We start from the raw sequence: 24,958 nt of genomic DNA on the forward strand, positions 1-24,958 counted from the left end.
GGAATAAGCTGACCGGTGTCCTCTTGGTTATCGCTCACTCAGGCCCCGACCTGTGCGATCGGTCGAACGTAGATAGGTTGGACAATGACGTCTCATCGATTCATCGGCGCCCTCGTCGCGATTGCGGCGGTGGCGCTTCCGGCGTCGGCGGCGGTGGCCGCGCCCGCCGACGGCCCCCTGCTCTGGTACCAATTCGACGAGACGAGCGGCACCGTCGTCGCCGACGCCTCCGGCAACGGCCGCGACGGCACCCTCGTCGGCGGCGGCTGGGGCGAGGGCCCGGATCTCGGCAGCGTGCGACTGGACGGCGTCGACGACTACGTCGACCTGCCCGACGACCTGCTGGCCGGCCTCGACGCGATCACCGTGACCGCCGAGGTCTACATCGAGCCCGACCAGGCGAGCCCCTACTTCATCTACGGCCTCGGCAACTCCAGCGGTTCCTGGGGGAGCGGCTACCTCTTCACCACCGGCAACGGCTACCGGACCTCGATCTCCACCTGCCACTGGACCTGCGAGCAAAACGCCTCCACCGGCTCGAACCTCGCCCGCGGCACCTGGAACCACCTCGCCTACACCCTCGAAGGCGGCACCGCCGTCCTCTACCTCAACGGCCAGGAAGTCGCCCGCAACGAGGCCGTCACGATCACGCCCGGCGACATCGGCTCCGGCGCCACCACGGCCAACTACCTCGGACGCTCCCTCTACAGCGGCGACCGGTACCTCCACGGGAAGTTCGCGGACTTCCGCATCTACGACGGCGCGCTCACCGGCGCCGAGATCGGCGAGCAGGCCGCCCACATCAGCGCCGACAAGGCCGCCGAGGACGCCGCCGCCATCGACCTCGGCGACACCGCCGCCGTCACCGCCGACCTCGACCTCCCCGCCACGGGCTCGAACGGCTCCCGGATCACGTGGGCCTCCAGCGATCCCGCCGTCATCGACCCCTCCGGCGCGGTCGCCCGCCCCGCGATGGAGGACGACGACGCCACCGTCACCCTCACCGCCACGGTCACCCTCGGCACCGTCCGAGAGCGACGCGACTTCCCGGTGACCGTCCTCGCCGAATACGACGACGAGGAGGCGGTCGACCTGGACGCCGCCGCCGTCGCGATCCCGAACCTCGACGACGTCCGCTCGGCGATCCACCTGCCCACCGAGGGCGCCAACGGCTCCACCATCACCTGGAGGTCCAACAAGCCCGACGTCATCGACGCCACCGGCGTCGTCGACCGCGAGGAACCCGGCGGCAAGACCCGGAAGGTCAAGCTCACCGCCACCGTGACCCGCGGCGGAGAGAAGCGGCGACTGCACTTCACCGCCACCGTGCCGCCGATGCCGACGCCGGCCGACTACACCGGCTACTTCTTCACCTACTTCACCGGCGAGGGCACCGCCACCGGCGAGCAGGTCTACGGCGCGCTCAGCGACGGCAACGACCCGCTCGCCTTCACCGAGCTCAACGACGCCCGTCCGATCCTCACCTCCGACCAAGGCGAGCAGGGCGTCCGCGACCCGTACATCATCCGCTCGCCCGAAGGCGACCGATTCTTCCTCATCGCCACCGACCTGAAGATCAACGGCAACGGCGACTGGAACCGGGCCCAGCGCCACGGCAGCCTCTCGATCATGGTCTGGGAATCCGACGACCTCGTGAACTGGAGCGACGGCCGCCTCGTCGAGGTCTCGCCCGAGAACGCCGGCGCCACCTGGGCCCCCGAGGCCTACTGGGACCCCGAGCAGCGGGCCTACGTCGTCTACTGGGCCTCGCCGCTGTTCACCACCCCCGACCACTCCGAAGGCTTCTACCACCGCATGATGTACGCGACCACCCGCGACTTCGTGCACTTCTCGGACGCGCGGGTGTGGGTCGACCAGGGCTACTCCACGATCGACTCGACCATGATCGAAGCGGACGGCGCCTACTACCGCTTCACCAAGGACGAGCGGTCCAACTCGTCCTCGACGCCGTGCGGCAAGTACATCCTCGCCGAGACCGCGACCTCGCTGGCCCCCGACGCCGAATGGGCGTTCCTCGCCGAGTGCATCGGCTCGGGCGCCATCGGCGCGGGTGAGGGCCCGCTGGTCTTCAAGTCCAACACCGAGGACAGGTGGTACCTCTTCATCGACGAGTTCGGCGGCCGCGGCTACGTCCCCTTCGAGACCACCGACCTCGCCTCCGGGGAATGGACCCCTGTGGCCGAGTACGATCTGCCGTCGAGCCCCCGCCACGGCACCGTCCTGCCGGTGACCGCCGCCGAGTACGCGCGGCTGCAATCGGCTTGGTAACCGTCGCGACATGAGCGGGCCTCCGCACACGTGGAAGTGGAGGCCCTCCTTTATGCTCGAACCGGAAGCAGATCCCCCCGAAACCAGGAGCAATCATGTCCTCCCGTACCGCAACCCGCCTGCTCGGCGCGCTGGCCGTCCCGGCCCTCGGCTTCGGTCTCGCCGCGTGCGGCTCCGACGAGCCCGCGAACGAGTCCAACGACACCGCCGGCGACCAAGAGGCCGTCGCCGCGCTCAGCCCCCAGGAGGCCGTCCTCGCCTCCGTCGAGGGCCTGAACGCCTCCTCGTACAAGATGGAGTCGAGCATGACCGTCAACGGTCTCGACTTCATGACGATGACCGGCGAGTACGACGGCGAGAGCTCGCACGCCAGCGCCGACATCCTCATGAGCGCCATGCTGGACGCCTCCGGCGAAGAGATGACCGCCGAGGAGCGGGCGATGATGGAGAGCATGTTCGGCGACATGCACTCCGAGACCATCGTCGTCGACCAGACGCTCTACATGCAGATGACCGGCGGCATGTTCGACGCCATGGCCGAGAGCTACGGCGAGGACGCCTGGTTCACCATGGACCTCACCTCCGACGCGGCCCTCAGCGAGGTCTACTCGCAGTACGGCGGCATGGACCTCGGCCAGCAGACCGAGCTCATCCTCTCCGAGCTGGAGAACGTCGAAGAGACCGCCGACAACACCTTCACCGGTACGCTCAGCGCCGACTCCGAGGCCATGTCGTCCCTGGCCGACGCCTCCGGCAGCGACGCGGCCGCGATGGTCGAGGGCACCGAGGTGACCGTGGTGCTCGACGACGAGGGCCTGCTCAAGACCATGACCATGACGATGCCCGAGGTCGACGGCATGGCCATGGAGATGACCTCCGAGATCGTCGAGATCGGCGGCTCGTACGACATCGCGGCCCCCGAGTCGACCAACCTGCACGATTTCGAGGAGCTCATGGCCGGCATGGGCGGCATGTAGTCCCCATACGCACGAGGCCGCCGCACCGGATCGGTGCGGCGGCCTTTTCGCGTGCGCTGCCCGCTGCTCAGTCCGCGGCCTTCTCGGTCGCCGCCTCCTCGGACTCCTCGGAGGGGGCCGTGCGGGCCGGGCCCTGCCGGTCGTTCCAGGCGAGGACGAGGCCGCGGGCGGCCTCCGCGATCATCCAGACCGCCAGCACGAAGATGAGCGCGTCGAGCGGCGCGAGCACCCACTCGCCCTGTTCGATGAACTTGCCGAGGTTCACGATGAGCGCCCAGGTCGTCATCGCCACCAGGAACACCAGCGGGACGAGGATCGCGATCGGGTTGGAGCGGCGCTTGGTCACCCACACCGCGATCACGGCGAGCGCGAGGCCGGCCAGGAGCTGGTTGGTGGTGCCGAACAGCTGCCACAGCACCCCGAAGGCGTATCCGGCGTCCTCGCCGCCCGGCATGAGGGCCAGGGCGAGCGGGACGGCGACGGCGACGAGCCCGGCGAGCGTCAGGTTGTCCGCCAGGCGGCGCCAGCCGACCAGCTGGGCGATCTCCTGCACGACGTACCGCTGCAGCCGGACGCCGGTGTCCATGGTCGTGGCCGCGAAGGAGATCACGACGACCGCGCCGAAGATGACGGCCAGGTCGAAGGGGATGCCGATGTTGTTCGCGAACGTGGCGATGCCGGTCACGAAGTTGCCGACCGCGCCGCCCGAGGCGGTCCCGAAGTCGGCGTAGAGCCCGTCCCATTCGGCGCGTGAGGCGGCCACGCCCGCGCCGACGGCGAGGATCGAGCACAGCGCGAGCGTGCCCTCGCCGAGCGCGCCGCCGTAGCCGACGTACTTCGCGTCGGTCTCCTTGTCGAGCTGCTTGGCCGTGGTGCCGGAGGAGACCAGGCAGTGGAAGCCGGAGATCGCGCCGCAGGCGACGGTGATGAACAGGAACGGGAAGAGGCTCGGGCTGCCTTCGGGGACGGCGTTGATCGCGGGCGCGACCATCGTGTTCCATCCGACGCCCACGCCGAGGAGCACGATCGCGAGCGCGATGAACAGCTGGTGGGAGTTGATGTAGTCCCGCGGCTGGAGGAGCACCCACACCGGGATGCGCGAGGCGATGAAGGTGTAGACGAAGAGGATCACGATCCACACGTTGCGGGTCTGCTCGACCCCGAGCGCCTCCGCGAGCGGCGTGATGTCCACCGGGACGGCCTGGCCGACCCAGATGAGCAGGTACAGGGCCGCGACGCCGAGCAGGCTCGGGACGAGGGCGGCGCTGCGCCTGCGGTAGACGTGGTAGCCGATGGCGATCGCGATGGGGATCTCGCCGAAGATCGGGATCACCGCGCCGGGGTTGGCGACCAGCAGGTTGCCGATGACCACCGAGAAGACGGCGTTCACGAGGGTCAGCAGGAAGAAGATGACGATCAGGAACAGGGTCCCGGCGCGCCGTCCGATCACGTCCTTGGTGAGCGTACCGATGCCTCGGGCCCGGTGCCGCACGGAGAGCACGAGGGCGCCCATGTCGTGGACGCCGGCGGCGACGATGGTGCCGAGGACGATCCAGATCAGGGCGGGCATCCAGCCCCAGTAGACGGCGATGGCCGGGCCGACGATGGGCGCGGCGCCGGCCACCGAGGTGAAGTGGTGTCCGAAGAGGACGTGCTTGTTGGTGGGGACGAAGTCGACGCCGTCGCGGTACCGGTGGGCGGGGGTCACGTAGTCCGGGTCGAGCCGGTAGACCTTTTGGGCGAGATACCGGGCGTAGAAGAGGAATCCGCAGGCGAACAGCGCGAGGACCGCTATCGCCAGGACCATGGCGGGCATCCTTGCCTCCCAATGTGATTGTGATGTGGGCAACATTTCGGTGCTCCCAACTTAGGGTAGGCAATCACGCCTGTCAATGCTTCTGCGGCGATGGGCCCGGAACCTCCCGGTTCGACGGCGGATCTGCGTTCTGCCTATGCAGATGGCTTACGCTGGAGAGGACATGGACGCACCAGGCTTGTTCGACATCGCCGGCCCCCCGGAACCCCAGGGCTCGGGCATCCTCGGCACCGGCTCGGCCACCGGCGACGAGCCGCTGGCCGTGCGGATGCGCCCGCGCACGCTCGACGAGCTCGTGGGCCAGGACCACCTCCTCGGGCCCGGCTCGCCCCTGCGCCAGGTGGTCGAGGGCCGCCAGCCGCTCTCGGTGATCCTGTGGGGCCCGCCCGGCTCCGGCAAGACCACCATCGCGCACCTCGTCGCGCAATCCGGCGACCGGCGCTTCCGCGCGATGTCGGCGCTCAACTCCGGCGTCAAGGACGTGCGCGCCGCGATCGACGAGGCCCGCCGCGTCCGCCGCACCGGCGGCCCCCAGACGATCCTGTTCATCGACGAGGTCCACCGCTTCACCAAGACCCAGCAGGACTCCCTGCTCGGCGCCGTCGAGGACCGCACCATCACGCTCCTGGCCGCCACCACCGAGAACCCCTACTTCTCGGTCGTCGCCCCGCTCGTGAGCCGCTGCGTGCTCCTCACCCTGCGCGAACTCGACGCCACCGACATCGGCGAGCTCGTCGACCGGGCCGTGGCCGACGAACGCGGCCTCGGCGGCGCGGTCACCCTCGAACCCGAGGTCCGCGACCACCTCGTGCGCACCGCCGCCGGCGACGCCCGCAAGGCCCTCACCGCACTGGAGGCCGCGGCGCTCACGGTCCAGGCGGACGACCCCGGGAAGCCGCCCGCCATCACCGTCGCCGTCGTCGAAGCCGCCATCGACACCGCCGCGGTCCGCTACGACCGGGACGGCGACGGCCACTACGACGTCGCCAGCGCCCTCATCAAGAGCCTGCGCGGCTCCGACGTGGACGCCGCGATGCACTACCTCGCACGGATGATCGTCGCGGGGGAGGACCCGCGCTTCATCGCCCGCCGCCTGGTCGTCTTCGCGTCCGAGGACGTCGGCATGGCCGACCCGACCGCGCTCCAGACGGCCACGGCCGCCGCCACGGCCGTCGAGCGGATCGGCCTGCCCGAGGCCCGCATCAACCTCGCCCAGGCCGTGGCGCACCTGGCGACCGCCCCGAAGTCGAACGCGGTCATCGTCGCGATCGACGAGGCCATTCGCGACGTGCGCCAAGGGAAGGTCGGCCCGGTGCCGCCCGACCTGCGCGACTCCCACTACCAAGGCGCGGGCCAGCTCGGCCACGGCGTCTCCTACGTCTACCCGCACGACGACCCACGCGGAGTCGTCCCGCAGCGGTACGCCCCGGACGTGGTCGCCGGGCGCGACTACTACCGCCCGACCCGGCACGGCAACGAGGCCGAGATCGGCCCGCGGCTCGAGAAGCTGCGCCGGATCGTCCGCAAGCGGGCCGATGGCGACTGACCGTCCGCCGCGCCCCGGCCGCGCTTCGGACCGGCTGACGGCCGACCTGGAGCACACGGGCGCGCGCATCGAACGGCTGCGCATGACCGTCCTGGCCATCGCCGTCTCCGCGGTCCTCCTCGTGGCGGCCGTGCTGTGGCTGGGCCGGGCCTTCACCGTCGACCCGACGCGCCGGGCCGCCGACGAACTGGCCGTGCCCCGCTGGGCCGCCGTCACCGTGGCCGACGAGACCTACGGCAGCCGCTGGTGCCTGGGCGAGTGCCGGGTCCGGATGCGCACCTGGACCTCCGAGGGCACCGTGGACGACACGGCGCGCGAGTACTGGCAGGCGGCCCTGAACGCGGGCTGGATCCCGGCCGACCCGGAGACCTGCATCGGCGGCCCCGGCGAGGAGGGCTGCTACGTGCGCGACGAGCTGTACCTCGAACTGTGGGTCGTCCCGGTCGACTGCGGGGACCGCTACGAGCTGTGCGTCGGCGCCGAGGTGACCGCCGTCGTGGCCGCCCGGGCCGCACTGCCGCGACTGGCCGAGGAGCGCCACACCGGTTGACGGCTCGGCGGCTTCGCCGAGACCGCCTGCCTGCGGCTCGCCGGTGCGCCGCCGCACGGCTCGCCGCCTTCACCAGGCCAACCGCCGCGGTGCAACTGGAAAGTGGACTGACTGCCCCATTGCACCGGATGTCCGGTCCCGCAATGTAAGGTCGGTACCGCGCCGCTCAAGCGCGAGATTCCGGCCGAGTCGCCGGCGCCGCGTTTCCGGCGCGTTCGGGCCCACGGCGCCGACTCACGGCTCGCAGCCTGCGCTCGCAGGCCGTGGACGATCATGCCGAGGGCGGCCGAGAGACCACACACTTCATCGCCGGTGGAGCCACCGGCGGTATCGGACAGGGGGAGACCGTGCCTGAGGACACCGTTGCGGCGGGATGGACCGGAAGCGTCTGGGAGCTGGGGGTCCTGCTCGCCGGACTCGGATTCTTCCTGCTCTGCGTCATGCTCGCGTTCCGACTGATCAACAAGGCCACCGCCACGCTCAAACGGGTCAACTCGACCCTCGACAAGGTCGACCACGAGATCGGCCCGATCCTGCGGAACGTGAACACCACGCTCGACAACGTCAACGGGTCCCTCACGCAGGTCGAGGGCGAGCTGGAGAAGGTCGGCGCCATCACCGGGAACGCCGCGCACATCTCGTCGAACGTCGCCAACGTCACGAGCCTGGTCGTCGCGGCCGTCGGCTCGCCGCTGGTGAAGGCCGCCGCGTTCGGCTTCGGCCTGCGCTCGGCCGTGAAGAAGCGCAACCAGGGCGTCGAGGAGGACCAGGTCCGCCGCATGGTGGAGGCGTCCCGCCAGAGCAAGCGCGAGTCCAAGCGCGCCGCCAAGGCCCGCAAGCGCGTCACGCAGTAGCCGAGCAGTAATCGACTGGCGCCGCTGCCGGGCATCGGCGAGGATCGTGAGGGGAGTCCCGTGTTGAAACGGATCATCTGGGTAGGCATCGGCATCGCCGTCGGCGTGGTCGTGGTCCGCAAGGTCACCAAGGTGGCGGAGTCGGTCACTCCCGGCGGGGTCGCCGAGCGTGTGGGCGATGCCGGTGCTGAAATGAAGGCGTCGTTCAAAGCGTTCTGGGCCGACGTCTCGGAGGCCAAGCAGGCCAAGGAGGCCGAGCTGTTCGACGCGATCGAGCGCGGCGAGGACGTCACGTCGCTCCTCGGCGAAGAGGACGACGAACAGGCCCTGAACGGCCGGCAGTACTAGCCCTTGAAGGAGGTGCCCCATGGAGACCGCTGAAATCCAACGCCGGTTTCTGAAGTTCTTCGAGTCCAACGGCCATACGGTGGTCCCCAGCGCACCGCTGCCGGCGATCGAGGACCCGAACCTGCTGTTCATCAACGCGGGCATGGTCCAGTTCGTGCCCTACTTCCTGGGGCAGGCCGACCCGCCGTGGAACCGCGCGACGTCGGTGCAGAAGTGCCTGCGCACGCCCGACATCGAAGAGGTCGGCAAGACCTCCCGCCACGGCACGTTCTTCCAGATGAACGGCAACTTCTCCTTCGGGGACTACTTCAAGGAGCAGGCGATCCGCTTCGCCTGGGACCTGTCCACCGGCTCGGTCGCCGACGGCGGCCTCGGGCTGGACGGCGACCGCCTCTGGGCGACGGTCTACCTCGACGACGACGAGGCGCTCGACATCTGGCACAAGCAGATCGGGCTCCCGCTCGACCGCATCGTGCGCCGCGGCCAGGTCGACAACATGTGGTCCATGGGCATCCCCGGGCCGTGCGGCCCCTGCTCGGAGCTGTACTACGACCGCGGCCCGGCCTACGGGCCCGAAGGCGGCCCCGAGGTCGACGAGGACCGCTACCTCGAGTTCTGGAACCTCGTGTTCATGCAGCAGGAGCGCGGCGAGGGCCCGGCCAAGGAGGACTACGAGATCCTCGGCGACCTGCCCAAGAAGAACATCGACACGGGCATGGGCCTGGAGCGCATGGCCGCGCTCCTCCAGGGCGTCGACAACATGTACGAGACCGACCAGGTCCGTCCCATCATCGACAAGGCCTCGGAGCTGACGGGCAAGCGCTACGGCGTCTCGACCTCGCAGACGGCCTCCGAATCCCACCCGGACGACGTCCGCTTCCGCGTGATCGCCGACCACGTGCGCTCCTCGCTCATGCTCATCGGCGACGGCGTCGTGCCCTCCAACGAGGGCCGCGGCTACGTGCTGCGCCGCATCATGCGCCGCGCGATCCGCGCCGTGCGCCTGCTCGGCTACGACAAGCCCGCGATGCCCGAGCTGCTGCCGGTGGCCATGGAGCGCATGGCGACCGCGTACCCCGAGCTGCGCACCGACTTCGACCGGATCTCCTCCTACGCGTACGGCGAGGAGGAGGCGTTCCTGAAGACCCTCAAGCACGGCACCACGATCCTCGACACCGCCGTGTCGGAGACCAAGGCGCAGGGCGGCGCGACCCTCTCCGGGGCCAAGGCGTTCGAGCTGCACGACACGTACGGCTTCCCGATCGACCTGACCCTGGAGATGGCCGAGGAGCAGGGCCTCGCGGTCGACCAGGACGGCTTCCGGCAGCTCATGACCGAGCAGCGCCGCCGCGCGAAGGCCGACGCGGCCGCGCGCAAGACCGGCCACGCCGACCTGTCCGCGTACTGGCAGCTCCTCCAGGAGCAGGGCCCGACGGACTGGAAGGCCTACGAGACCCTCGAGACCGAGTCCCGCGTCATTGGCCTGCTGTCGGGCGGTCAGTCGGTGCCCGTGGCGAAGCCGGGCGAGATCGTCGAGGTCGTGCTCGACCGGACCCCGTTCTACGCCGAGTCCGGCGGCCAGCACGCCGACGCCGGCGTGCTCATCGGCCCGAACGGGCGCGCGGAGGTCGTCGACGTCCAGCGCCCGGTCAAGAAGCTCGTGGTCCACCGCGTCCGCGTCCTCGAAGGCGAACTCGTCCTCGACGACAAGGTCGAGGCCTCCGTCGACCCCGAATGGCGCCTCGGCGCCCGCCAGGCCCACTCGGGCACCCACGTGGTGCACGCGGCCCTGCGCGAGGTGCTCGGCCCGTCCGCGCTCCAGTCCGGTTCGTTCAACCGGCCCGGCTACCTGCGCCTGGACTTCTCGTGGCGCTCGAAGCTCTCGGACGAGACCAAGAGCGAGATCGAGGAGGTCTCCAACCGGGCCGTCCGCGACGACCTCCCGGTCGCCGTCAAGTACATGACGCTCCCGGAGGCCAAGGAGTACGGCGCGGTGGCGCTGTTCGGCGAGACCTACGACGAGACCGTCCGCGTCGTCGAGATCGGCGGCCCCTGGTCGCGCGAGCTCTGCGGTGGCACGCACGTGTCGCACTCGGCCCAGATCGGTCCGCTCGTCCTCACCGGCGAGTCCTCGGTCGGCTCCGGCCAGCGCCGCGTCGAGGCCGCCACCGGCATGGAGGCCTACAAGTACCTCGCGCGTGAACGCGACCTCGTCTCGCAGATCGCGGAGGAGATCGGCGCGCAGCGGGGCGACGTCCTCGAACGCGTCCGGGCGATCCTCCAGCGCTCCAAGGAGGCCGAGCGCGAACTCGCGGGCCTCCAGGCGAAGCTCGTCTCCGGCCGCGCGGCCGAGTTCGCGGCCGCCGCGAAGCAGGTCGGGCCCGTCAAGGTCGCGGCCGTGCAGGCGCCCGAGGGCACCAAGGGCGGCGACGTCCGGAACCTGGCGACCCAGATCCGCGGGCACCTGCCCGAGAGCGAGCCCGGTGTCGCGGCGGTCGTCGCGACCGCGGGCGGCAAGGCCAGCATCGTGGTCGCCGTCAACGCCGCCGCGAAGGCGCAGCACGTCTCGGCCCAGGCCCTCGTCAAGGCCGCGCTGTCCGGCAAGGGCGGCGGCAACGACGAGATCGCCCAGGGCGGCGGCGTCCCCGCCGACCAGGCCCCGCGGCTGCTCGACGCCGTGGTCGGAGCGCTCGACTCCTAGATGGAAGACGCATCGAACGGCCCCGCCGCCACTCCCGCCACTCGGGAGTGGCGGCGGGGCCGCCGTCTGGGCATCGACCTCGGCAAGGCCCGCATCGGCGTCGCCGTGTGCGACCCGGACGGTCTGCTCGCCACCCCGGTCGCGACCATCCGTCGCGACCCACGGGCCCCAAGTGAGGACATACCCGCCGATATTCGCGAAATAGGCGACCTCGCCTCGGAATACGACGTGGTCGAGATCGTGGTCGGCCTACCCGTTACCCTTTCGGGTGAGGAGGGGCTCGCCGCGGCTCACACCCGGCAATGGGTCGAGCGGTTCGCGAGTCATGTCTCACCCGTTCCGGTGACCCTGACCGACGAGCGCATGACCACCGCCGTCGCCACCCGCAGACTGAACGAAGGCGGCGTGCGCGGCAGGCGGAAACGCTCCATCGTCGACCAGGCCGCCGCGGTGGAGATCCTCCAGCATTGGCTGGACCGGCGGCGGAGGTAAGAAGAGGATGCTCGGCGACTTCAGGACCGAGGACGAGCGCGACATCGCGCCCCGACGCCACCGCCGCAAGGACTCCGGCAAATCCCTGATCGCCATGACGCTCGTCGTCGCGCTCTTCGGCGTGCTCGGCGTCGGCGGCTGGTGGGCGTACGAGAACGTCATCAAGGAGCACTTCATCGCCGAGGACTTCACCGGCGCCGGCAACGGCACCGAAGTCGTCGTCACCGTCGAGGAGGGCTGGACCGTCGCCGACATCGCGAACGAGCTGGAAGCGCAGGGCGTCGTCGCCTCCGCGCGGGCCTTCCTGAACGCCTCCGAGGACGACGGGAACTCCGGCCAGGGGATCCAGCCGGGCACCTACGAGATGCAGGCCGAGATGTCGGCCGCCTCGGCGCTCGCGTTCCTCCTCGACGCGGCGAATCGCATGACCAACGCGGTCACCATCCCCGAGGGCTACCGCATCTTCGAGGTCTTCACGAAGCTCTCCGAGCACACCGGCGTCCCCGTCGCCGACTTCGAGGCCGCCGCCGCGGACCCGGAGGCGCTCGGCGTCGACCCGCTCTGGTTCGAGGGCTTCGGCGACCGCCAGGTCAAATCCGTCGAAGGCTTCCTGTTCCCGGCCACCTACGAGTTCGACGACGAGATGACCGCCGCGCAGATGCTCTCGGAGATGATCGCGAAGTTCAACGCGACCATCGAGGAGATCGGCTTCCTCGAGGACATCCAGAACATCCAGGACCCCGACCCCGACTTCGACCCCAGCGCCCTCACCGAGCAGACGTTCAACCCGCCCACTAACGGCGAGTTCGAGATCTACCCGTGGATGGCGCTCCAGATCGCCTCGATCGTCCAGTCCGAGTCCGGCATCCCCGAAGACGACGCCAGGATCGCCCGCGTCATGTACAACAAGCTCTACCTCAGCTGGATCGAGCACGGGCAGACCAACTGCAACTGCTTCGAGAGCGAGGCGATCTGGAACTACGGCCGCCTCTACAACGGCGAGGAGGCCATCACCTCGCACGCGGACATCGACTGGTTCTCGGTCATGCGCGACCCCGACAACCCGTGGGCCGCGAGCGCCCCGGAGAACGCGGGCTACATGCCCACGCCCATCTCCAACCCCGGCGCCGCCGTGCTCGAAGCCGCCGCCAACCCCGTCGACGGCGACTGGCTGTTCTTCGTGACCGCCTACGAGGACGGCAGCGCCCTCTTCGCCCACGACTACGACGACCACGAGGACAACACCGAGATCGCCCAAGCGAACGGGATGGCCTGATGCGCGCCGCAGTCCTCGGCAAACCCATCGAGCACTCGCTGTCTCCGGTGATCCATAACGCCGGGTACACCGCCGCGGGGCTCACCGACTGGTCCTACACCCGCCGCGAATGCGACGAGCCCGCGCTCGCCCGCTTCGTCGACGGCCTGGACGAGACCTGGGCCGGGCTCTCGCTCACCATGCCGCTCAAGGAGATCGCCCTCGCCGTCGCCGACGAGGCCACCCCCGTGGCCGAGGCGATCGGCGCGGCCAACACGCTCGTCCTGCGCGGCGGCCGCCGCGTCGCGGACAACACCGACGCGCCCGGGATCCTCGACGCGCTGGCCCAGATCGGCATGACCGAGGCCTCCGAGGTCGCCGTCCTCGGCGCGGGCGGCTCCGCTCGCGCCGCGCTGGCCGCGGCCCGGCAGCTCGGCGCGGGCACCGTCCACGTCTACGCCCGCCGCCGCGAGGCGATCCGCGACCTCGAACCGGTCGCCTCGGCGCTCGGCCTGCGGCTCAAGGCCTCGGGCTGGGACGACGCGATCCTCGCCGGGAGCGCCGACCTCGTCGTGGCCACCGTTCCCAAGGGCGTCACCGACGACCTGCACCTCGCGTGGAACCCCGGCGCGGTCCTCTTCGACATCCTCTACGACCCGTGGCCCACCCCGCTCGCCGCGCGGGCCGCGACCGCCGGCGTCCGCGTCCTCGACGGCCTCGCCCTCCTGCTGGCCCAGGCGGTGCGACAGTGGACACAGTTCACCGGCCTGGACGAGGCCCCCGTCACCGCCATGCGCGAGGCCCTCTACCGGGCGGTACCGTCGAGGGAGGACACCGGGACGAGGCCTGCATGACGCGCACCTTCCTCTACGACGGCGACTGCGCCTTCTGCAGCGCCAGTGCGCGATTCCTCAAGCGGCACATACGCACCGACGCCGAAGTCGTCCCGTGGCAGTGGGCCGATCTCGATCGTCTCGGCGTCACCGAGGAGGAGGCCGAGTCGGCCGTCGTCTGGGCCGAGACCGGTCTCACCAAAGCCGGACCGGACGCGATCGCGGTCCTCCTGCGCCGCGCCCAGTGGTACTGGAGACCCGTCGGCGGCGTCCTCTCGTTGAAGCCCGTCTCGCGCCTGGCCTGGCCGGTCTACCGGCTCGTGGCCCGCAACCGCCACCGCCTGCCCGGCGGCACCGCCGCGTGCTCGCTCACCCAGGCCCAGCGCGACCGCCTCGCGGAGGCCGAAGCGGCGTCCTGACCAACGGAAAACGGGTGGAACATCGCCGCCGCATTTTCCTACGGTTGACGCATGCCGATTCTCGAAGCCCGATCCCTCACCAAGAACTTCCGCAGGCCCGACAAGGCCTCGGGTTTCAAGGGCGCCGTCACGCACCTGATGCAGCGCAAGTACAAGAACTACACCGCGGTGAACGGGATCGACCTGTCGATCGAGGCGGGGGAGTCGGTGGCCTACGTCGGCCCCAACGGCGCGGGCAAGTCCACCACCGTCAAGCTCCTCACCGGCATCCTCAAGCCCAGCGAGGGCACCGTCCGCGTGATGGGCCGCGACCCGCACGCCGAGCGGATCGCCAACGCCCATGACATCGGCGTCCTCTTCGGCCAGCGCACCCAACTGTGGTGGGACCTGCCCGTGGAGGAGTCCCTGAAGCTCCTCAAGCACATGTACGGCGTCTCGGACGCCGACTATCGCGCCCGAATTGCAAGGTTCGACGCGCTGCTCGACCTCGGCGAGTTCATGCCCGCGCTCGCCCGGACCCTCTCGCTCGGGCAGCGGATGCGCGCCGACCTCGCGTGCGCGCTCATCCACGACCCGAAGATGGTCTACCTCGACGAGCCGACCATCGGCCTGGACATCTCGGTGAAGGACCGCCTGCGGGCGTTCCTGCGCGAGATGGCCGACGACGGCACGACGCTCCTGCTGACGAGCCACGACCTGGCCGACATCGAGGAGGTCTGCGAGCGCATCGTCGTCATCGACAAGGGCGCCATCGCCTACGACGGGCCGATCCGCCAGCTCAAGGCCCACTACATCACGACCAAGACCGTGCACCTGTTCCTGGAGGGCCCGGCGGACGTGCCGGTCCTGGCCGAGAAGTTCCCCGACTACGACTGGGCCGCTGGTGAAGCCCCCAGCGAAGTGGTCGTCACGTACGAGTCGAACCGCTTCACCACCGCCGAAGTGCTCGGCAGCCTCACGAGCCGGCTCGCCCCGCGCGACCTGTCGCTCTCCGAACCGAGCATCGAAGACGTCATCCGCCGCCTGTACGCGGGGGAGCTCACCGAATGAGCCCCGCACCGCCCGGCCCGTCCCGGGACACCCGGCGCGCCCGCCGTATCCGACCGCTCGCACCGAACCGGAGTGAACGACGATGAGCCACGCCCACGCGGTCGACCGCGCGCTCGTGGTCGTCTCGTTCAAGCGGCGGCTCGCGTACAAATCCCAGTGGGCCCTCGGGCTCGCCCTCGGCGGCGGTTCGATGCTCATCGCGATGGCCATGTGGCACAACCTGCTCGGTTCCGGCACGCTCGCCGGGTACGACTGGGACTCGATGCGCGCCTACACGATCATCGGCTTCGTCGCCGCCACCATGGTCTTCGGCGCGGCCGACTTCCAGATGGCCGACCGCATCCTCGACGGCCACATCGCGGTCGACCTGACCAAGCCGGTCGACTTCCAGCGGGCCCGCGCCGCGGAGTACATCGGCTCGATGATCTCCACGGCCCCGACCGCGGTGGCCGGCGTCCTCGGCGCGTGGCTGCTGTTCGACCCTCCGGGTCCGGCCACGCCGCTCGCCGGGGCGCTCACCGCCGTGAGCTTCGCGCTGGTGTTCCCGCTCGCCTTCGGCATCACGTACCTCTCGGTCCTGGTGTGCTTCTGGACGAAGCGGTACCTCGGCGTCATGTGGCTGCGCGAGGCCCTGCTCAGCTTCTTCTCCGGACTCATGATCCCGCTGGCCTTCATGCCCGGCTGGCTCCAGACCCTCGCCTGGGCCCTGCCGTTCCCGCACTTCACGACCACGCCCGCGGTGATCTACCTGGGCCGGGTCGACACCGCGGGAGCGCTCGGGCTCATCGCGGCCGAGGCCGCATGGGCCGTCGGGCTGTGGTTCCTGGGCCGCCTCGTCTTCCGCCACGCGGTCAAGAAAGTGACGGTGCACGGTGGCTGAGGCCTTCGCGCTCAAACGCTCGGTGCCGGTGCGGCACGTCTTCGCGATCTACTGGCGGTCGCTGGCCGCCCAGATCCGGTCCGTCTTCGAATACCCCGCCGACCTGTGGGTCATGGCCTCGGCCGGGGCCACGTGGAACCTCCTCCAGTTCGCGTTCCTGGCGGTCCTGTTCGCCACCGTCCCGGACGTCGCCGGGTGGAGCTTCCACGAAATGCTCCTGCTCTCCGGGCTCCTCAGCGTCGCGGGCGGCGCGAACGCGCTGTTCGCCGACGGCGTGTGGAGCACCGGCAGCTACGTCGTCAGGGGCGAGATCGACTACCGGATCACCCGGCCCGCGCCCGTGGTCGTCCAAGTGGCGTCCTCCCACCTCGGGCTGCAGTCCTTCGGCGAGATCCTGCTCGGCCTCGCGATGTTCGGCTACGGCTGGATCGGCGCGGGACTCGGCCTCGCCTGGCTCCCGGTCGGCGCGCTGGCGCTGGTCTGCGCGAGCGTCATCCAGTGCGCGCTCGTGACGGCGCTGTGCGCGGTCAACTTCTGGGTCAAGGGCCCGATGTCGATCTTCGCGTTCCTCATGATCGACCTGCAGGGGCAGTCGATGCGGCTCCCGCTGGGGATCTTCCCCGCCGCCGTCAGGATCGTGACCCTGTTCGTCGTCCCGGTCGCGTTCGTCAACTTCGTGCCCGTCGCCGTCCTCACCGGTCACCTGTCCGCGTGGTGGCTGATCGGCACGCCGCTGACCGCGGCGGCGTCGCTCGCGCTGGCCGCGGGCGTCTACCGGCTCGGCCTGCGCTCATACGACTCGTCGGGACACTGACATGGCAAGCGTCGACGTCGCGCTCGCGACCATCTCGTTCAAACGCAAGATCGCGTACAAGACCACCTGGGTCTTCTCCATCCTCTTCGGAGGATGGTCGCTCCTGGCCGGCCTCGCCGTCTGGAACCACCTCATCGGGGACGGCGAACTGGGCGGCTACGACTGGCCGGCCATGAAGGCCTACCTCATCATCGGCTTCCTCACCGGGACGCTCGCGTGGGCCGGTTCGGACTGGGAGATGGCCAACCGCATCCTCGACGGCCTGGTCGCCGTCGACCTCACCAAGCCCGTGGACTTCCAGCGGGCGCGCGCCGCCGAGTACATGGGCGGCATGACCGCCTCGGTGCCCGCGGCGGTCCTCGGGACCGCGGCGGCCGTGCTGATCTTCCAGCCCGCGCCGCCGGTCTCGCCGCTCGCGGGCGCCCTGACCGCGTTCAGCCTGCTCTTCATCTTCCCGCTGGCGTTCGGGATCAGCTACCTCTCGATCCTCACCTGCTTCGTGACCCAGCGGTACCTCGGGATCCAGTGGGCCAAGGACAGCATGGTCGCGTTCTTCTCCGGCATGATGGTCCCGCTCGCGCTCATGCCGGGCTGGCTGCAGGTCCTCTCCTGGACGATGCCGTTCGTCCACTTCACCACCACGCCCGCCTCGATCTACCTCGGCCGCGTCGACACCGCGGGCGCCCTCGGCCTCATCGCGGCCGAGGCCGCCTGGGCCGTCGGCCTCTGGGCGGCCGGCCGCCTGATCTGGGGCGGGCTCGTCAAGAAAGTGACCATCCATGGCGGTTGACGCGCGCCCGGCCCGCCACGCGGCGGGCGTCTACCGCCGCTCGATCGGCGCCTACCTCCGCTCCATCGCCGAATACCCGGCCGACTTCTGGGTCATGGCGTTCGCCGGGACCTTCTGGCAGGTCATGCTGTTCGCGTTCCTGAGCATCCTGTTCGCGAACGTCAACGCCATCGCCGGCTGGAACTACCACGAGATGCTCGTCCTCGCCGGGTTCCTCGCCACCTCCTGGGGCTCCACGGCCCTGTTCTGGGACGGCATCTGGGACACCGGCAAGCTCATCGTCGAAGGCGACATGGACTACCGGATCACCCGCCCCGCGCCGGTCCTCGTCCAGGTCGCGTCGAAACACGTGGGCATGCAGGTCTTCGGCGAGGTCACCTTGGGCGTCGTGATGATGGCCGTCGGCTGGATCGGCGCCGGACTCGGCCTCGCGGCGATCCCCGTGGCGCTCTTCCTGCTGCTGTGCGCGGCGGTCGTCCAGGCCTCGCTGCTGACGATGGCGAACGCGGTGAACTTCTGGGTCAAGGGCCGCCACCCGGTCACGGGGTTCATGCTCGCCGAACTCCAGAACGAGGCCATGCGCTTCCCGCTCCAGATCTACCCGGCGGCCGTCCGCCTCACGCTCACCTTCGGCCTGCCGCTGGCCTTCGCCAGCTTCATCCCGGTCCAGATCCTCACCGGCAAGCTCGACCCGTGGTGGATCGCGGCCCCGCCGGTGGTGGCCGCCGTGACCGCCTGCCTCGCGGTCGGGGTCTTCCGGACAGGGCTGAAGGCCTACGACTCCGCGGGCCACTGACGCGACCGCCGCGCGTTCGCCCGCGGCCCTCGCCCCTCGTCGCGCTGACGGGTCTGCTCCGCCGCAGCGGCCGGCGGGTCAACGAATCCGCCGGTCACTGAGGCGGCCGGCCGCGCGCGGGAAAAACCACTTGCGCGATCCGAGCCCGCGCCGTTAGCATCATCGCTGTTGCCCGAGGCGCGTCGCCTTGGGACTCTTGTGGATTGGAGGTGTGACTGATGGCTGTCGTTGTCTGCAACCCCGCCTCGAAGTTCAGTTCACCTCCGGTCGGCGCGCTGTAGCGTTCGCGTGCCGCCGGTCGCTTCTCAGAAGCACCGTCACACAGGAGCCTGTCACCTTGCCTCGCAAGCAGCAAACCTCTGAAACCTTCCAATCCACCAAGCGCCGCCGTCGCGCCTTCGACGACGACGAGGTGTTCGCCGCCGAGGACCGGGCCCGGTTCGAGGAGATGCGCACCGAGTTCGACGAAGGCCCGGTCGACGACGGCCCGCCCGAGGGCGACCGCTGGACCATCTGGTGGGAGTCCGAGCCGCTCCAGCGCGGCCCCGAACCCCTCCCGGAGTGGGTCGTCACCGACCACGGCGCCGTCGACTACGAGCTCGGCATCCTCAAGACCGGCAAGGAAGCCGACGTCTTCCTCATCGAACGGGCCGTCCCGGGCACCGACCGGGCCGTGGTCCTCGCGTCGAAGCGCTACCGCAGCGCCGAGCACACCCAGTTCAACCGGGCCGGCGACTACATGGCCGGCCGCGGCGCGAAGCGTTCGCGCGACGTCCGCGCCATGGCCAAACGCACCACGTTCGGCCTCGAGCAGGCCGCCACGCGCTGGGCCGCCGCCGAATTCGACGCGCTCAAGCGCCTCTACACGGCCGGAGTCCCGGTCCCCTACCCGGTGCAGGTCCTCGGCCGGGAGGTCCTCATGGAGTTCATCGGCGAAGGACGCGCGGCCGCGCCGCGGCTCGCGGAGACCCGACCCGACGAGGACGAGCTCGACAGCCTGTGGGAGCAGGCCGCCGAGGCGCTGCGGCGCATGACCGAACTCGGCTTCGCGCACGGCGACCTCTCGGCGTACAACACCGTCGTCCACGACGGCCGCCTCGTCGTCCTCGACCTCCCGCAGGTCGTCGACCTCTACGCCAACCCGCTGGGCTTCGGCTTCCTCAGCAGGGACGTCGAGAACCTCGGGTCCTGGTTCACCGCGCGCGGCATCCCCCGCGGCGAGGTGGACGCGCTGCAGGCGGAGCTGCAGGCGCTGGCGGCCATGCCGTAGCGGCGGGAGTGTCGGGGGCGGGTCATATCCTTGTGGTGTGGCAGTTGATTACCGTCCCGCCCCCGGCACCATCCCGACCGCTCCGGGCGTCTACCGCTTCCGGGACCGCGACCGCAGGGTCATCTACGTCGGCAAGGCGAAGAACCTGCGCAACCGCCTCAACTCCTACTTCGCGGACGAGACGCGGCTGCACGAGCGCACCCGCCGCATGGTCACCACCGCCCGCAGCGTCGAATGGACCGTGGTGGCCACCGAAGTCGAGGCCCTCCAACTGGAGTGGACCTGGATCAAGGAGTACGACCCGCGGTTCAACGTCATGTTCAAGGACGACAAGTCCTACCCCTGGCTCGCCGTGACCGTGGGGGAGGAGTTCCCGCGCGCCCAGGTCATGCGCGGCTCCCGCCGCAAAGGGGTGCGCTACTTCGGGCCGTTCGGGTCCGCCTGGGCCATCCGCCAGACCCTCGACCTGCTCACCCGGGTCTTCCCGATCCGCACCTGCTCCGACTCCGAGTACAAGCGCTGCAACCGGATCGGCCGCCCCAACCTCCTCGCGGACATCGGCAAGTGCTCGGCCCCGTGCGTCGGCCGCATCACCGCCGAGGAATACCGCGAACTCGTGAACGGCTTCTGCGCCTTCATGTCCGGCGACACCGCCCCGGTCCGCCGGCGCCTCCTCAAGGAGATGCAGGACGCCTCGGAGGCCCTCGAGTTCGAGCGCGCCGCCCGCCTCCGCGACGACCTCGCCGCGCTCGACAAGGTCCTCGAACAGCAGGTCGTCGTCCTCGCCGAGGACGTCGACTGCGACGTCATGGCCGTCGCCGACGACGAGCTCGAAGCGGCCGTCCAGGTCTTCCACGTCCGCGGCGGCCGCATCCGCGGCCAGCGCGGCTGGGTCATCGACAAGGCCGAACCGGTGGACCTGCCGGGCATCGTCGAGCGCTTCTGCCTCCAGTTCTACGGCGAGCAGAACGAGGTGGTCCCGCGCGAGGTCCTCGTCCCGGCCCTGCCCGACGACGCCGCGGCCATCGCCGAGCTCCTCACCGAGCGCCGCGGCGCGAAGGTCGACGTGCGCGTGCCGCGCCGCGGCGACAAGCGCGCGCTCGCCGAGACCGTCGAGAAGAACGCGGTCGAGAACCTCCAGCGCCACAAGCTGAAGCGCGCCGGGGACCTCACCGCCCGCTCCAAGGCCCTCGAAGAGCTCGCCGACGCCCTCGACCTGCCCGAGGCGCCGCTGCGGATCGAATGCTACGACGTCTCCCAGTCCCAAGGGGAGGACGTCGTCGCGTCCATGGTCGTCTTCGAGGACGGCCTGCCGCGCAAGAGCGAGTACCGCCGCTTCGTCATCAAGGGCGAACGCAAGGACGACCTCGCCTCCCTCCAGGAGACCCTGCGCCGGCGCCTCTCGAAGCTCGCCGACCAGCCGCTCGGCTCGCCCGCCGAAGAAGGCGCCGAAGCGGAGGAGCCCAAGCGCGGTTTCCACTACCCGCCGCAGCTGCTCGTCGTCGACGGCGGCCAGCCGCAGGTCGCCGCCGCCGAAGCGGTCTTCGCCGAACTGGGCATCGACACGATCAACCTCGCCGGGCTCGCCAAGCGCCTGGAGGAGATCTGGCTCCCCGGCGAGGACTACCCGGTGATCCTCTCGCGCACCTCCGAGGCCCTGTACCTCATGCAGCGCGTCCGTGACGAGGCCCACCGCTTCGCGATCTCGCTGCACCGCACCCGCCGGCGCAAGAGCCTCATCACCTCGGCGCTCGACGGCGTGCCCGGCCTCGGCGAGTCCAAGCGCAAGGCCCTCCTCAAGCAGTTCGGGTCCGTCAAGCGCATCCGGGAGGCCGAACTGGCGGATCTGGAGGCGGTGCCCGGCATCGGGCCGAAACTGGCCGAGGCCTTGCAGACACATCTGCGTAATCCCGACGACAGCGGGGCTTGAGACGCGGCTGGTAGCTATACGCTTGTCAGTTCGGCGTGCGACGCCGACGCCGTGTCACCACGGCGGCAGGAACGAACTCGGGGATACTTGACTTATGGGTGTGGCAGCAGTGCATGTGGATTCGTCCGACCGCAGCGAATTGGACCTCGTGATCGTCACCGGCATCTCGGGAGGCGGCCGCTCGACGGTGGCCCAAGCGCTGGAGAACGTCGGCTACTACGTCATCGACAACCTCCCCGAATCGCTCGTCGGCCAGGCCGCCGAGCTGGCGGCGGCCGGGGGGGACGAGGTGCGGCGCACCGCGATGGTCCTCGACGTGCGCTCCCGCGCGTTCACCGCCGACCTCGTGGGCGTCGTGGAAGACCTGCGCAAGGCCGGTTTCAAACCGCACCTGGTGTTCGTCGACGCCGACGACGACGTGATCATCCGCCGCTTCGAGAAGGTCCGCCGCGCCCACCCCCTCCAAGGCGACGGCCTCCTCGGCGACGCCATCGCCGCCGAGCGCCGCCTCCTCGAACCGGCCCGCAACTCGGCCGACACGCTCTTCGACACCACGCACCTCAACGAGAACCAGCTGCGGTCCCGCGTCGAGGAGGCCTTCCTCGCGCCCTCGTCCGCGGGACTCCAGTTCACGTGCCTGTCGTTCGGGTTCAAGTACGGCATCCCGCGCGACGCCGATTACGTCGCTGACGTACGATTCCTTCCCAACCCGTACTGGGTTCCCACCCTGCGCGAGTACACCGGGACCGACCAGGACGTCTCCGACTACGTCCTCGGCCAGGACGGCGCCGAGGAGTTCGTCGACGCCTACGCCTCCCTGCTGCTCGGCACCACCCAAGGGTTCGAACGGGAAGGCAAGCGTTACATGACGATCGCCATCGGCTGCACGGGCGGCAAGCACCGCTCGGTCGCCATCGCCGAAGCGCTGGCGAAGCGCCTGAACGCCGCCGGGTTCCCCGCGAACACCCACCACCGAGACCGGGGCAACGAGTGACCGACGCGCTCGGCGGATCCGTCACGGGCGGCAGCGCCGCCCCGGCGGTCCCGCCGGGCCCCGCGTCGGCGCGCCGCTCGGACCGGCGCGAACCGTTCGCTCGCGTCGGGCGTCCCCGCATCCCGATACCGAGGTAACCGCTTGATGCTCAAAGTCGTCGCGTTCGGCGGCGGGCGGGGGCTCTCCGCCTCGCTCCGCGCCCTCACCAGGCTCGACATCGACCTGACGGCCGTGGTCACCGTCGCCGACGACGGCGGCTCCTCCGGCGTCATCCGCGCCGCCCGCCCCGTGCTGCCGCCCGGCGACCTCCGCAAGGCGCTCGTCGCCACCGCCGACCCCGCCCGCGCCGAAGCGGTCGCGCTGTTCTCGCACCGCTTCGGCGGCCAGGACTTCCTCACCGGCCACCCCGTCGGCAACATCGTCCTCACCTCGCTGCTCGAACGCCACGACGACCCCGTGGTCGCCCTCGACGCCGCCGCGCGCATCGTCGGCTCCCGCGCCCGCATCCTCCCGATGTCCTGCACCCCGCTCGACATCGAGGCCGACCTCGTCGACGACTCCGGCAGCCGCACCATCCTCGGCCAGCACGACGTCGCCGTGGCCGACGGCAACGTCAAGGACGTGCGCCTCCTGCCCTCGGACGCCGCCGCCTGCCCCGAGACCCTCCAGGCCGTCGCCGACGCCGACTGGCACGTCTTCGGCCCCGGCTCCTGGTACACCAGCGTCATCCCGCACCTGCTCCTGCCCGACCTCCGCGAGGCCATCGGCGCCTCCCGGGCCCGCCGGATCGTGGTGCTCAACCTCTCCGAGGAGAAGGAGACCGACGGCCTGACCCTCTCCGGTCACCTCGACACGCTGCGCCGATACGCCGAAGGTGTTCGGTTTCACTACGTCGTCTCAGGCGACGCCCGAACCCTCGTCGATCCCGGATCGTTGAACAGTGCGGCACAATCGTTGGAGGCCGAGCTGGTCGCGGCGGACCTCGCCGCCGACGGCGTGACGCACGACGTCGCCGCACTGGCCGCCGTTTTGGGAAATCTGTTGATCGATGATCGGTCGGGCGAAGTTGGTGGTTGACGAATGGCGATGACCTCTGAGGTCAAGGACGAACTCAGTCGCATAGAGGTGACGAAGTCCTGCTGCCAGCGCGCCGAACTCGGCGCGCTGTTCCGATTCGCCGGGGGCCTCCACCTCGTCGGCCAGGGCAACGTCGTCGTCGAGGCGGAAGTCGACGCCGGCAACGTCGCCCGCCGCGCCAAGCGCATGATCGACCAGCTCTACCACTACGAGTCCGAGATCCACGTGCTCGTCGCCGCGGGCCTGCGCCGCAACAACCACTACCTGCTGCGCGTCATGGCCGACGGCCAGGCCTTCTCCAAGCAGATCGGCCTCACCGACCAGCGCGGCTACCCCGTCCGGGGCCTGCCCAACCACGTCGTCGGCGCCTACCCGTGCTGCGCCGAGGCCGCCTGGCGCGGGGCCTTCCTCGCCCGCGGATCCCTCACCGAACCCGGCCGCTCCTCGTCCCTCGAGGTCACCTGCCCCGGCCCCGAGTCCTCGCTCGCGCTCGTCGGCGCCGCCCGCCGCCTCGGTATCACCGCGAAGTCCCGCGACGTCCGCGGCGTCGACCGCGTCGTCATCCGCGACGGCGACGCCATCGGCGAACTGCTCACGCGACTCGGCGCCCATTCCTCCGTCCTCACCTGGGAGGAGCGGCGCGTCCGCCGCGAAGTCCGCGCCACCGCCAACCGCCTCGCCAACTTCGACGACGCCAACCTGCGCCGCTCCGCCCGCGCCGCCGTCGCCGCCGCCGCGAAGGTCACCCGCGCCCTCGAAGTCCTCGGCGACGACGTCCCCGAGCACCTCGCCTCCGCCGGGCGCCTGCGCCTCGACCACCGCCAGGCCTCCCTCGAAGAGCTCGGCGCGCTCGCCGACCCGCCGCTCACGAAGGACGCCATCGCCGGGCGCATCCGCCGCCTCATCAACATGGCCACCAAACGCGCCCAAGAAGCCGGCATCCCCGGCCCCGACGACGTCGTCGCCGAAGAGGAAGCCCTCGTCGGCTGACACCCGCCGGCCGCCTCGTCCACGTGGCCGCCGAACGCGCCGGGCCGGCGTGCTCGGCCCCGGCGGCGTCGTCGCCGAAACAGCCCTCATCGGCCGATGCCGCCGGTTGAGACGCCCGCGACCTGCCGTCTCCGGGCGCGGCACGCGGCATCGCGGCGGCACCGAAGGGCTACGCTTAACCGCGATGTCACACCCTTGTTCCGGGTGTGACATGATCGGGGGGAACCGGCCGCAGCGCGTTCAGGAACTGCCGCGGTAGGTTCGAAAAGTGCTCGGCGACGAGGCCG

Annotated in this window: 22 protein-coding genes; 21 read left to right on the forward strand and 1 reads right to left on the reverse strand. The window is 70.4% G+C overall.

Going from position 1 to position 24,958, the window contains the following annotated elements:
* The first annotated feature begins 84 nt into the window (after positions 1–84).
* Both K3N28_RS14570 and K3N28_RS14575 read left to right on the forward strand, forming a co-directional pair.
* Complete coding sequence (locus K3N28_RS14570; protein ID WP_228093276.1) at positions 85–2,289, forward strand: immunoglobulin-like domain-containing protein; 2,205 nt, start codon at positions 85–87, stop codon at positions 2,287–2,289.
* A gap of 95 nt (positions 2,290–2,384) precedes the next feature.
* The gene (locus tag K3N28_RS14575; protein ID WP_228093277.1) at positions 2,385–3,266 is read left to right on the forward strand and encodes a hypothetical protein; all 882 of its coding nucleotides are present in this window, start codon (positions 2,385–2,387) and stop codon (positions 3,264–3,266) included.
* A gap of 67 nt (positions 3,267–3,333) precedes the next feature.
* On the opposite strand, the gene K3N28_RS14580 is transcribed toward K3N28_RS14575, so the two are convergent.
* Entirely contained in the window at positions 3,334–5,082 is a 1,749-nt protein-coding gene (locus K3N28_RS14580) for a carbon starvation protein A (protein WP_228093278.1), read from the reverse strand.
* 163 nt (positions 5,083–5,245) lie between these two features.
* On the opposite strand from K3N28_RS14580, the gene K3N28_RS14585 reads away from it, so the two are divergent.
* The 19 genes from K3N28_RS14585 (at position 5,246) to whiA (ending at position 24,671) form a co-directional block, all read left to right on the forward strand.
* Positions 5,246–6,628 carry a replication-associated recombination protein A gene (locus K3N28_RS14585; protein WP_228093279.1) on the forward strand — a complete coding sequence of 461 codons (1,383 nt, stop codon included), beginning with the start codon at positions 5,246–5,248 and terminating at the stop codon, positions 6,626–6,628.
* Positions 6,618–7,178, forward strand: coding sequence for a hypothetical protein (locus tag K3N28_RS14590; RefSeq protein WP_228093280.1), 561 nt, complete (start codon positions 6,618–6,620; stop codon positions 7,176–7,178). The genes K3N28_RS14585 and K3N28_RS14590 overlap by 11 nt, the downstream gene beginning before the upstream one ends.
* Before the next feature lie 347 nt (positions 7,179–7,525).
* Entirely contained in the window at positions 7,526–8,032 is a 507-nt protein-coding gene (locus K3N28_RS14595) for a DUF948 domain-containing protein (RefSeq protein WP_228093281.1), read from the forward strand.
* Positions 8,033–8,095: 63 nt separating this feature from the next.
* Entirely contained in the window at positions 8,096–8,380 is a 285-nt protein-coding gene (locus K3N28_RS14600; RefSeq protein WP_228093282.1) for a hypothetical protein, read from the forward strand.
* Between the two features lie 19 nt (positions 8,381–8,399).
* The gene (alaS, locus tag K3N28_RS14605; RefSeq protein WP_228093283.1) at positions 8,400–11,081 is read left to right on the forward strand and encodes an alanine--tRNA ligase; all 2,682 of its coding nucleotides are present in this window, start codon (positions 8,400–8,402) and stop codon (positions 11,079–11,081) included.
* The gene (gene ruvX / locus K3N28_RS14610) at positions 11,082–11,573 is read left to right on the forward strand and encodes a Holliday junction resolvase RuvX (RefSeq protein ID WP_228093284.1); all 492 of its coding nucleotides are present in this window, start codon (positions 11,082–11,084) and stop codon (positions 11,571–11,573) included.
* 7 nt (positions 11,574–11,580) lie between these two features.
* Positions 11,581–12,849, forward strand: a complete 1,269-nt coding sequence (mltG, locus tag K3N28_RS14615) for an endolytic transglycosylase MltG (protein ID WP_228093285.1) — start codon at positions 11,581–11,583, stop codon at positions 12,847–12,849.
* Positions 12,849–13,682, forward strand: coding sequence for a shikimate dehydrogenase (locus tag K3N28_RS14620; RefSeq protein ID WP_228093286.1), 834 nt, complete (start codon positions 12,849–12,851; stop codon positions 13,680–13,682). The genes mltG and K3N28_RS14620 overlap by 1 nt, the downstream gene beginning before the upstream one ends.
* The gene (locus K3N28_RS14625) at positions 13,679–14,080 is read left to right on the forward strand and encodes a thiol-disulfide oxidoreductase DCC family protein (RefSeq protein WP_228093287.1); all 402 of its coding nucleotides are present in this window, start codon (positions 13,679–13,681) and stop codon (positions 14,078–14,080) included. Before K3N28_RS14620 ends, K3N28_RS14625 begins: the two co-directional genes overlap by 4 nt.
* Before the next feature lie 51 nt (positions 14,081–14,131).
* Positions 14,132–15,130: an ATP-binding cassette domain-containing protein gene (locus K3N28_RS14630; protein ID WP_228093288.1), complete on the forward strand. Its 999-nt coding sequence runs from the start codon at positions 14,132–14,134 to the stop codon at positions 15,128–15,130.
* Between the two features lie 82 nt (positions 15,131–15,212).
* The gene (locus tag K3N28_RS14635; RefSeq protein ID WP_228093289.1) at positions 15,213–16,010 is read left to right on the forward strand and encodes an ABC-2 family transporter protein; all 798 of its coding nucleotides are present in this window, start codon (positions 15,213–15,215) and stop codon (positions 16,008–16,010) included.
* Complete coding sequence (locus K3N28_RS14640) at positions 16,003–16,824, forward strand: ABC transporter permease (RefSeq protein WP_228093290.1); 822 nt, start codon at positions 16,003–16,005, stop codon at positions 16,822–16,824. Before K3N28_RS14635 ends, K3N28_RS14640 begins: the two co-directional genes overlap by 8 nt.
* 1 nt (position 16,825) lies before the next feature.
* Positions 16,826–17,614 (forward strand): ABC-2 family transporter protein, encoded by a 789-nt coding sequence (locus K3N28_RS14645; RefSeq protein ID WP_228093291.1) that lies wholly within the window; start codon positions 16,826–16,828, stop codon positions 17,612–17,614.
* Positions 17,604–18,410 carry an ABC transporter permease gene (locus tag K3N28_RS14650; protein ID WP_228093292.1) on the forward strand — a complete coding sequence of 269 codons (807 nt, stop codon included), beginning with the start codon at positions 17,604–17,606 and terminating at the stop codon, positions 18,408–18,410. The genes K3N28_RS14645 and K3N28_RS14650 overlap by 11 nt, the downstream gene beginning before the upstream one ends.
* Positions 18,411–18,747: 337 nt before the next feature.
* Complete coding sequence (locus K3N28_RS14655; protein WP_228093293.1) at positions 18,748–19,680, forward strand: serine protein kinase RIO; 933 nt, start codon at positions 18,748–18,750, stop codon at positions 19,678–19,680.
* 37 nt (positions 19,681–19,717) lie between these two features.
* A complete protein-coding gene (uvrC, locus tag K3N28_RS14660) occupies positions 19,718–21,610 on the forward strand; it encodes an excinuclease ABC subunit UvrC (RefSeq protein WP_228093294.1) in 1,893 nt (630 codons plus the stop codon).
* 94 nt (positions 21,611–21,704) lie between these two features.
* Complete coding sequence (gene rapZ / locus K3N28_RS14665; RefSeq protein WP_374209785.1) at positions 21,705–22,604, forward strand: RNase adapter RapZ; 900 nt, start codon at positions 21,705–21,707, stop codon at positions 22,602–22,604.
* Between the two features lie 144 nt (positions 22,605–22,748).
* Positions 22,749–23,681: a uridine diphosphate-N-acetylglucosamine-binding protein YvcK gene (gene yvcK / locus K3N28_RS14670; RefSeq protein WP_228093529.1), complete on the forward strand. Its 933-nt coding sequence runs from the start codon at positions 22,749–22,751 to the stop codon at positions 23,679–23,681.
* A 3-nt stretch (positions 23,682–23,684) separates the two neighbouring features.
* Entirely contained in the window at positions 23,685–24,671 is a 987-nt protein-coding gene (gene whiA, locus K3N28_RS14675; RefSeq protein ID WP_255640278.1) for a DNA-binding protein WhiA, read from the forward strand.
* The last annotated feature ends 287 nt before the right edge of the window (positions 24,672–24,958 follow it).

This window comes from Glycomyces sp. TRM65418, assembly GCF_019710475.1.
Lineage (GTDB): Bacteria > Actinomycetota > Actinomycetes > Mycobacteriales > Micromonosporaceae > Glycomyces.

Bases quoted from the DNA above. Each gene is read 5' to 3' on its own strand.
- K3N28_RS14570 (WP_228093276.1), top strand. From the start codon at position 85: ATGACGTCTCATCGATTCATCGGCGCCCTCGTCGCGATTGCGGCGGTG.
- K3N28_RS14575 (WP_228093277.1), top strand. From the start codon at position 2,385: ATGTCCTCCCGTACCGCAACCCGCCTGCTCGGCGCGCTGGCCGTCCCG.
- K3N28_RS14580 (WP_228093278.1), bottom strand. From the start codon at position 5,082: ATGCCCGCCATGGTCCTGGCGATAGCGGTCCTCGCGCTGTTCGCCTGC.
- K3N28_RS14585 (WP_228093279.1), top strand. From the start codon at position 5,246: ATGGACGCACCAGGCTTGTTCGACATCGCCGGCCCCCCGGAACCCCAG.
- K3N28_RS14590 (WP_228093280.1), top strand. From the start codon at position 6,618: ATGGCGACTGACCGTCCGCCGCGCCCCGGCCGCGCTTCGGACCGGCTG.
- alaS (WP_228093283.1), top strand. From the start codon at position 8,400: ATGGAGACCGCTGAAATCCAACGCCGGTTTCTGAAGTTCTTCGAGTCC.
- ruvX (WP_228093284.1), top strand. From the start codon at position 11,082: ATGGAAGACGCATCGAACGGCCCCGCCGCCACTCCCGCCACTCGGGAG.
- mltG (WP_228093285.1), top strand. From the start codon at position 11,581: ATGCTCGGCGACTTCAGGACCGAGGACGAGCGCGACATCGCGCCCCGA.
- K3N28_RS14620 (WP_228093286.1), top strand. From the start codon at position 12,849: ATGCGCGCCGCAGTCCTCGGCAAACCCATCGAGCACTCGCTGTCTCCG.
- K3N28_RS14625 (WP_228093287.1), top strand. From the start codon at position 13,679: ATGACGCGCACCTTCCTCTACGACGGCGACTGCGCCTTCTGCAGCGCC.
- K3N28_RS14630 (WP_228093288.1), top strand. From the start codon at position 14,132: ATGCCGATTCTCGAAGCCCGATCCCTCACCAAGAACTTCCGCAGGCCC.
- K3N28_RS14635 (WP_228093289.1), top strand. From the start codon at position 15,213: ATGAGCCACGCCCACGCGGTCGACCGCGCGCTCGTGGTCGTCTCGTTC.
- K3N28_RS14645 (WP_228093291.1), top strand. From the start codon at position 16,826: ATGGCAAGCGTCGACGTCGCGCTCGCGACCATCTCGTTCAAACGCAAG.
- K3N28_RS14650 (WP_228093292.1), top strand. From the start codon at position 17,604: ATGGCGGTTGACGCGCGCCCGGCCCGCCACGCGGCGGGCGTCTACCGC.
- rapZ (WP_374209785.1), top strand. From the start codon at position 21,705: ATGGGTGTGGCAGCAGTGCATGTGGATTCGTCCGACCGCAGCGAATTG.
- yvcK (WP_228093529.1), top strand. From the start codon at position 22,749: ATGCTCAAAGTCGTCGCGTTCGGCGGCGGGCGGGGGCTCTCCGCCTCG.
- whiA (WP_255640278.1), top strand. From the start codon at position 23,685: ATGGCGATGACCTCTGAGGTCAAGGACGAACTCAGTCGCATAGAGGTG.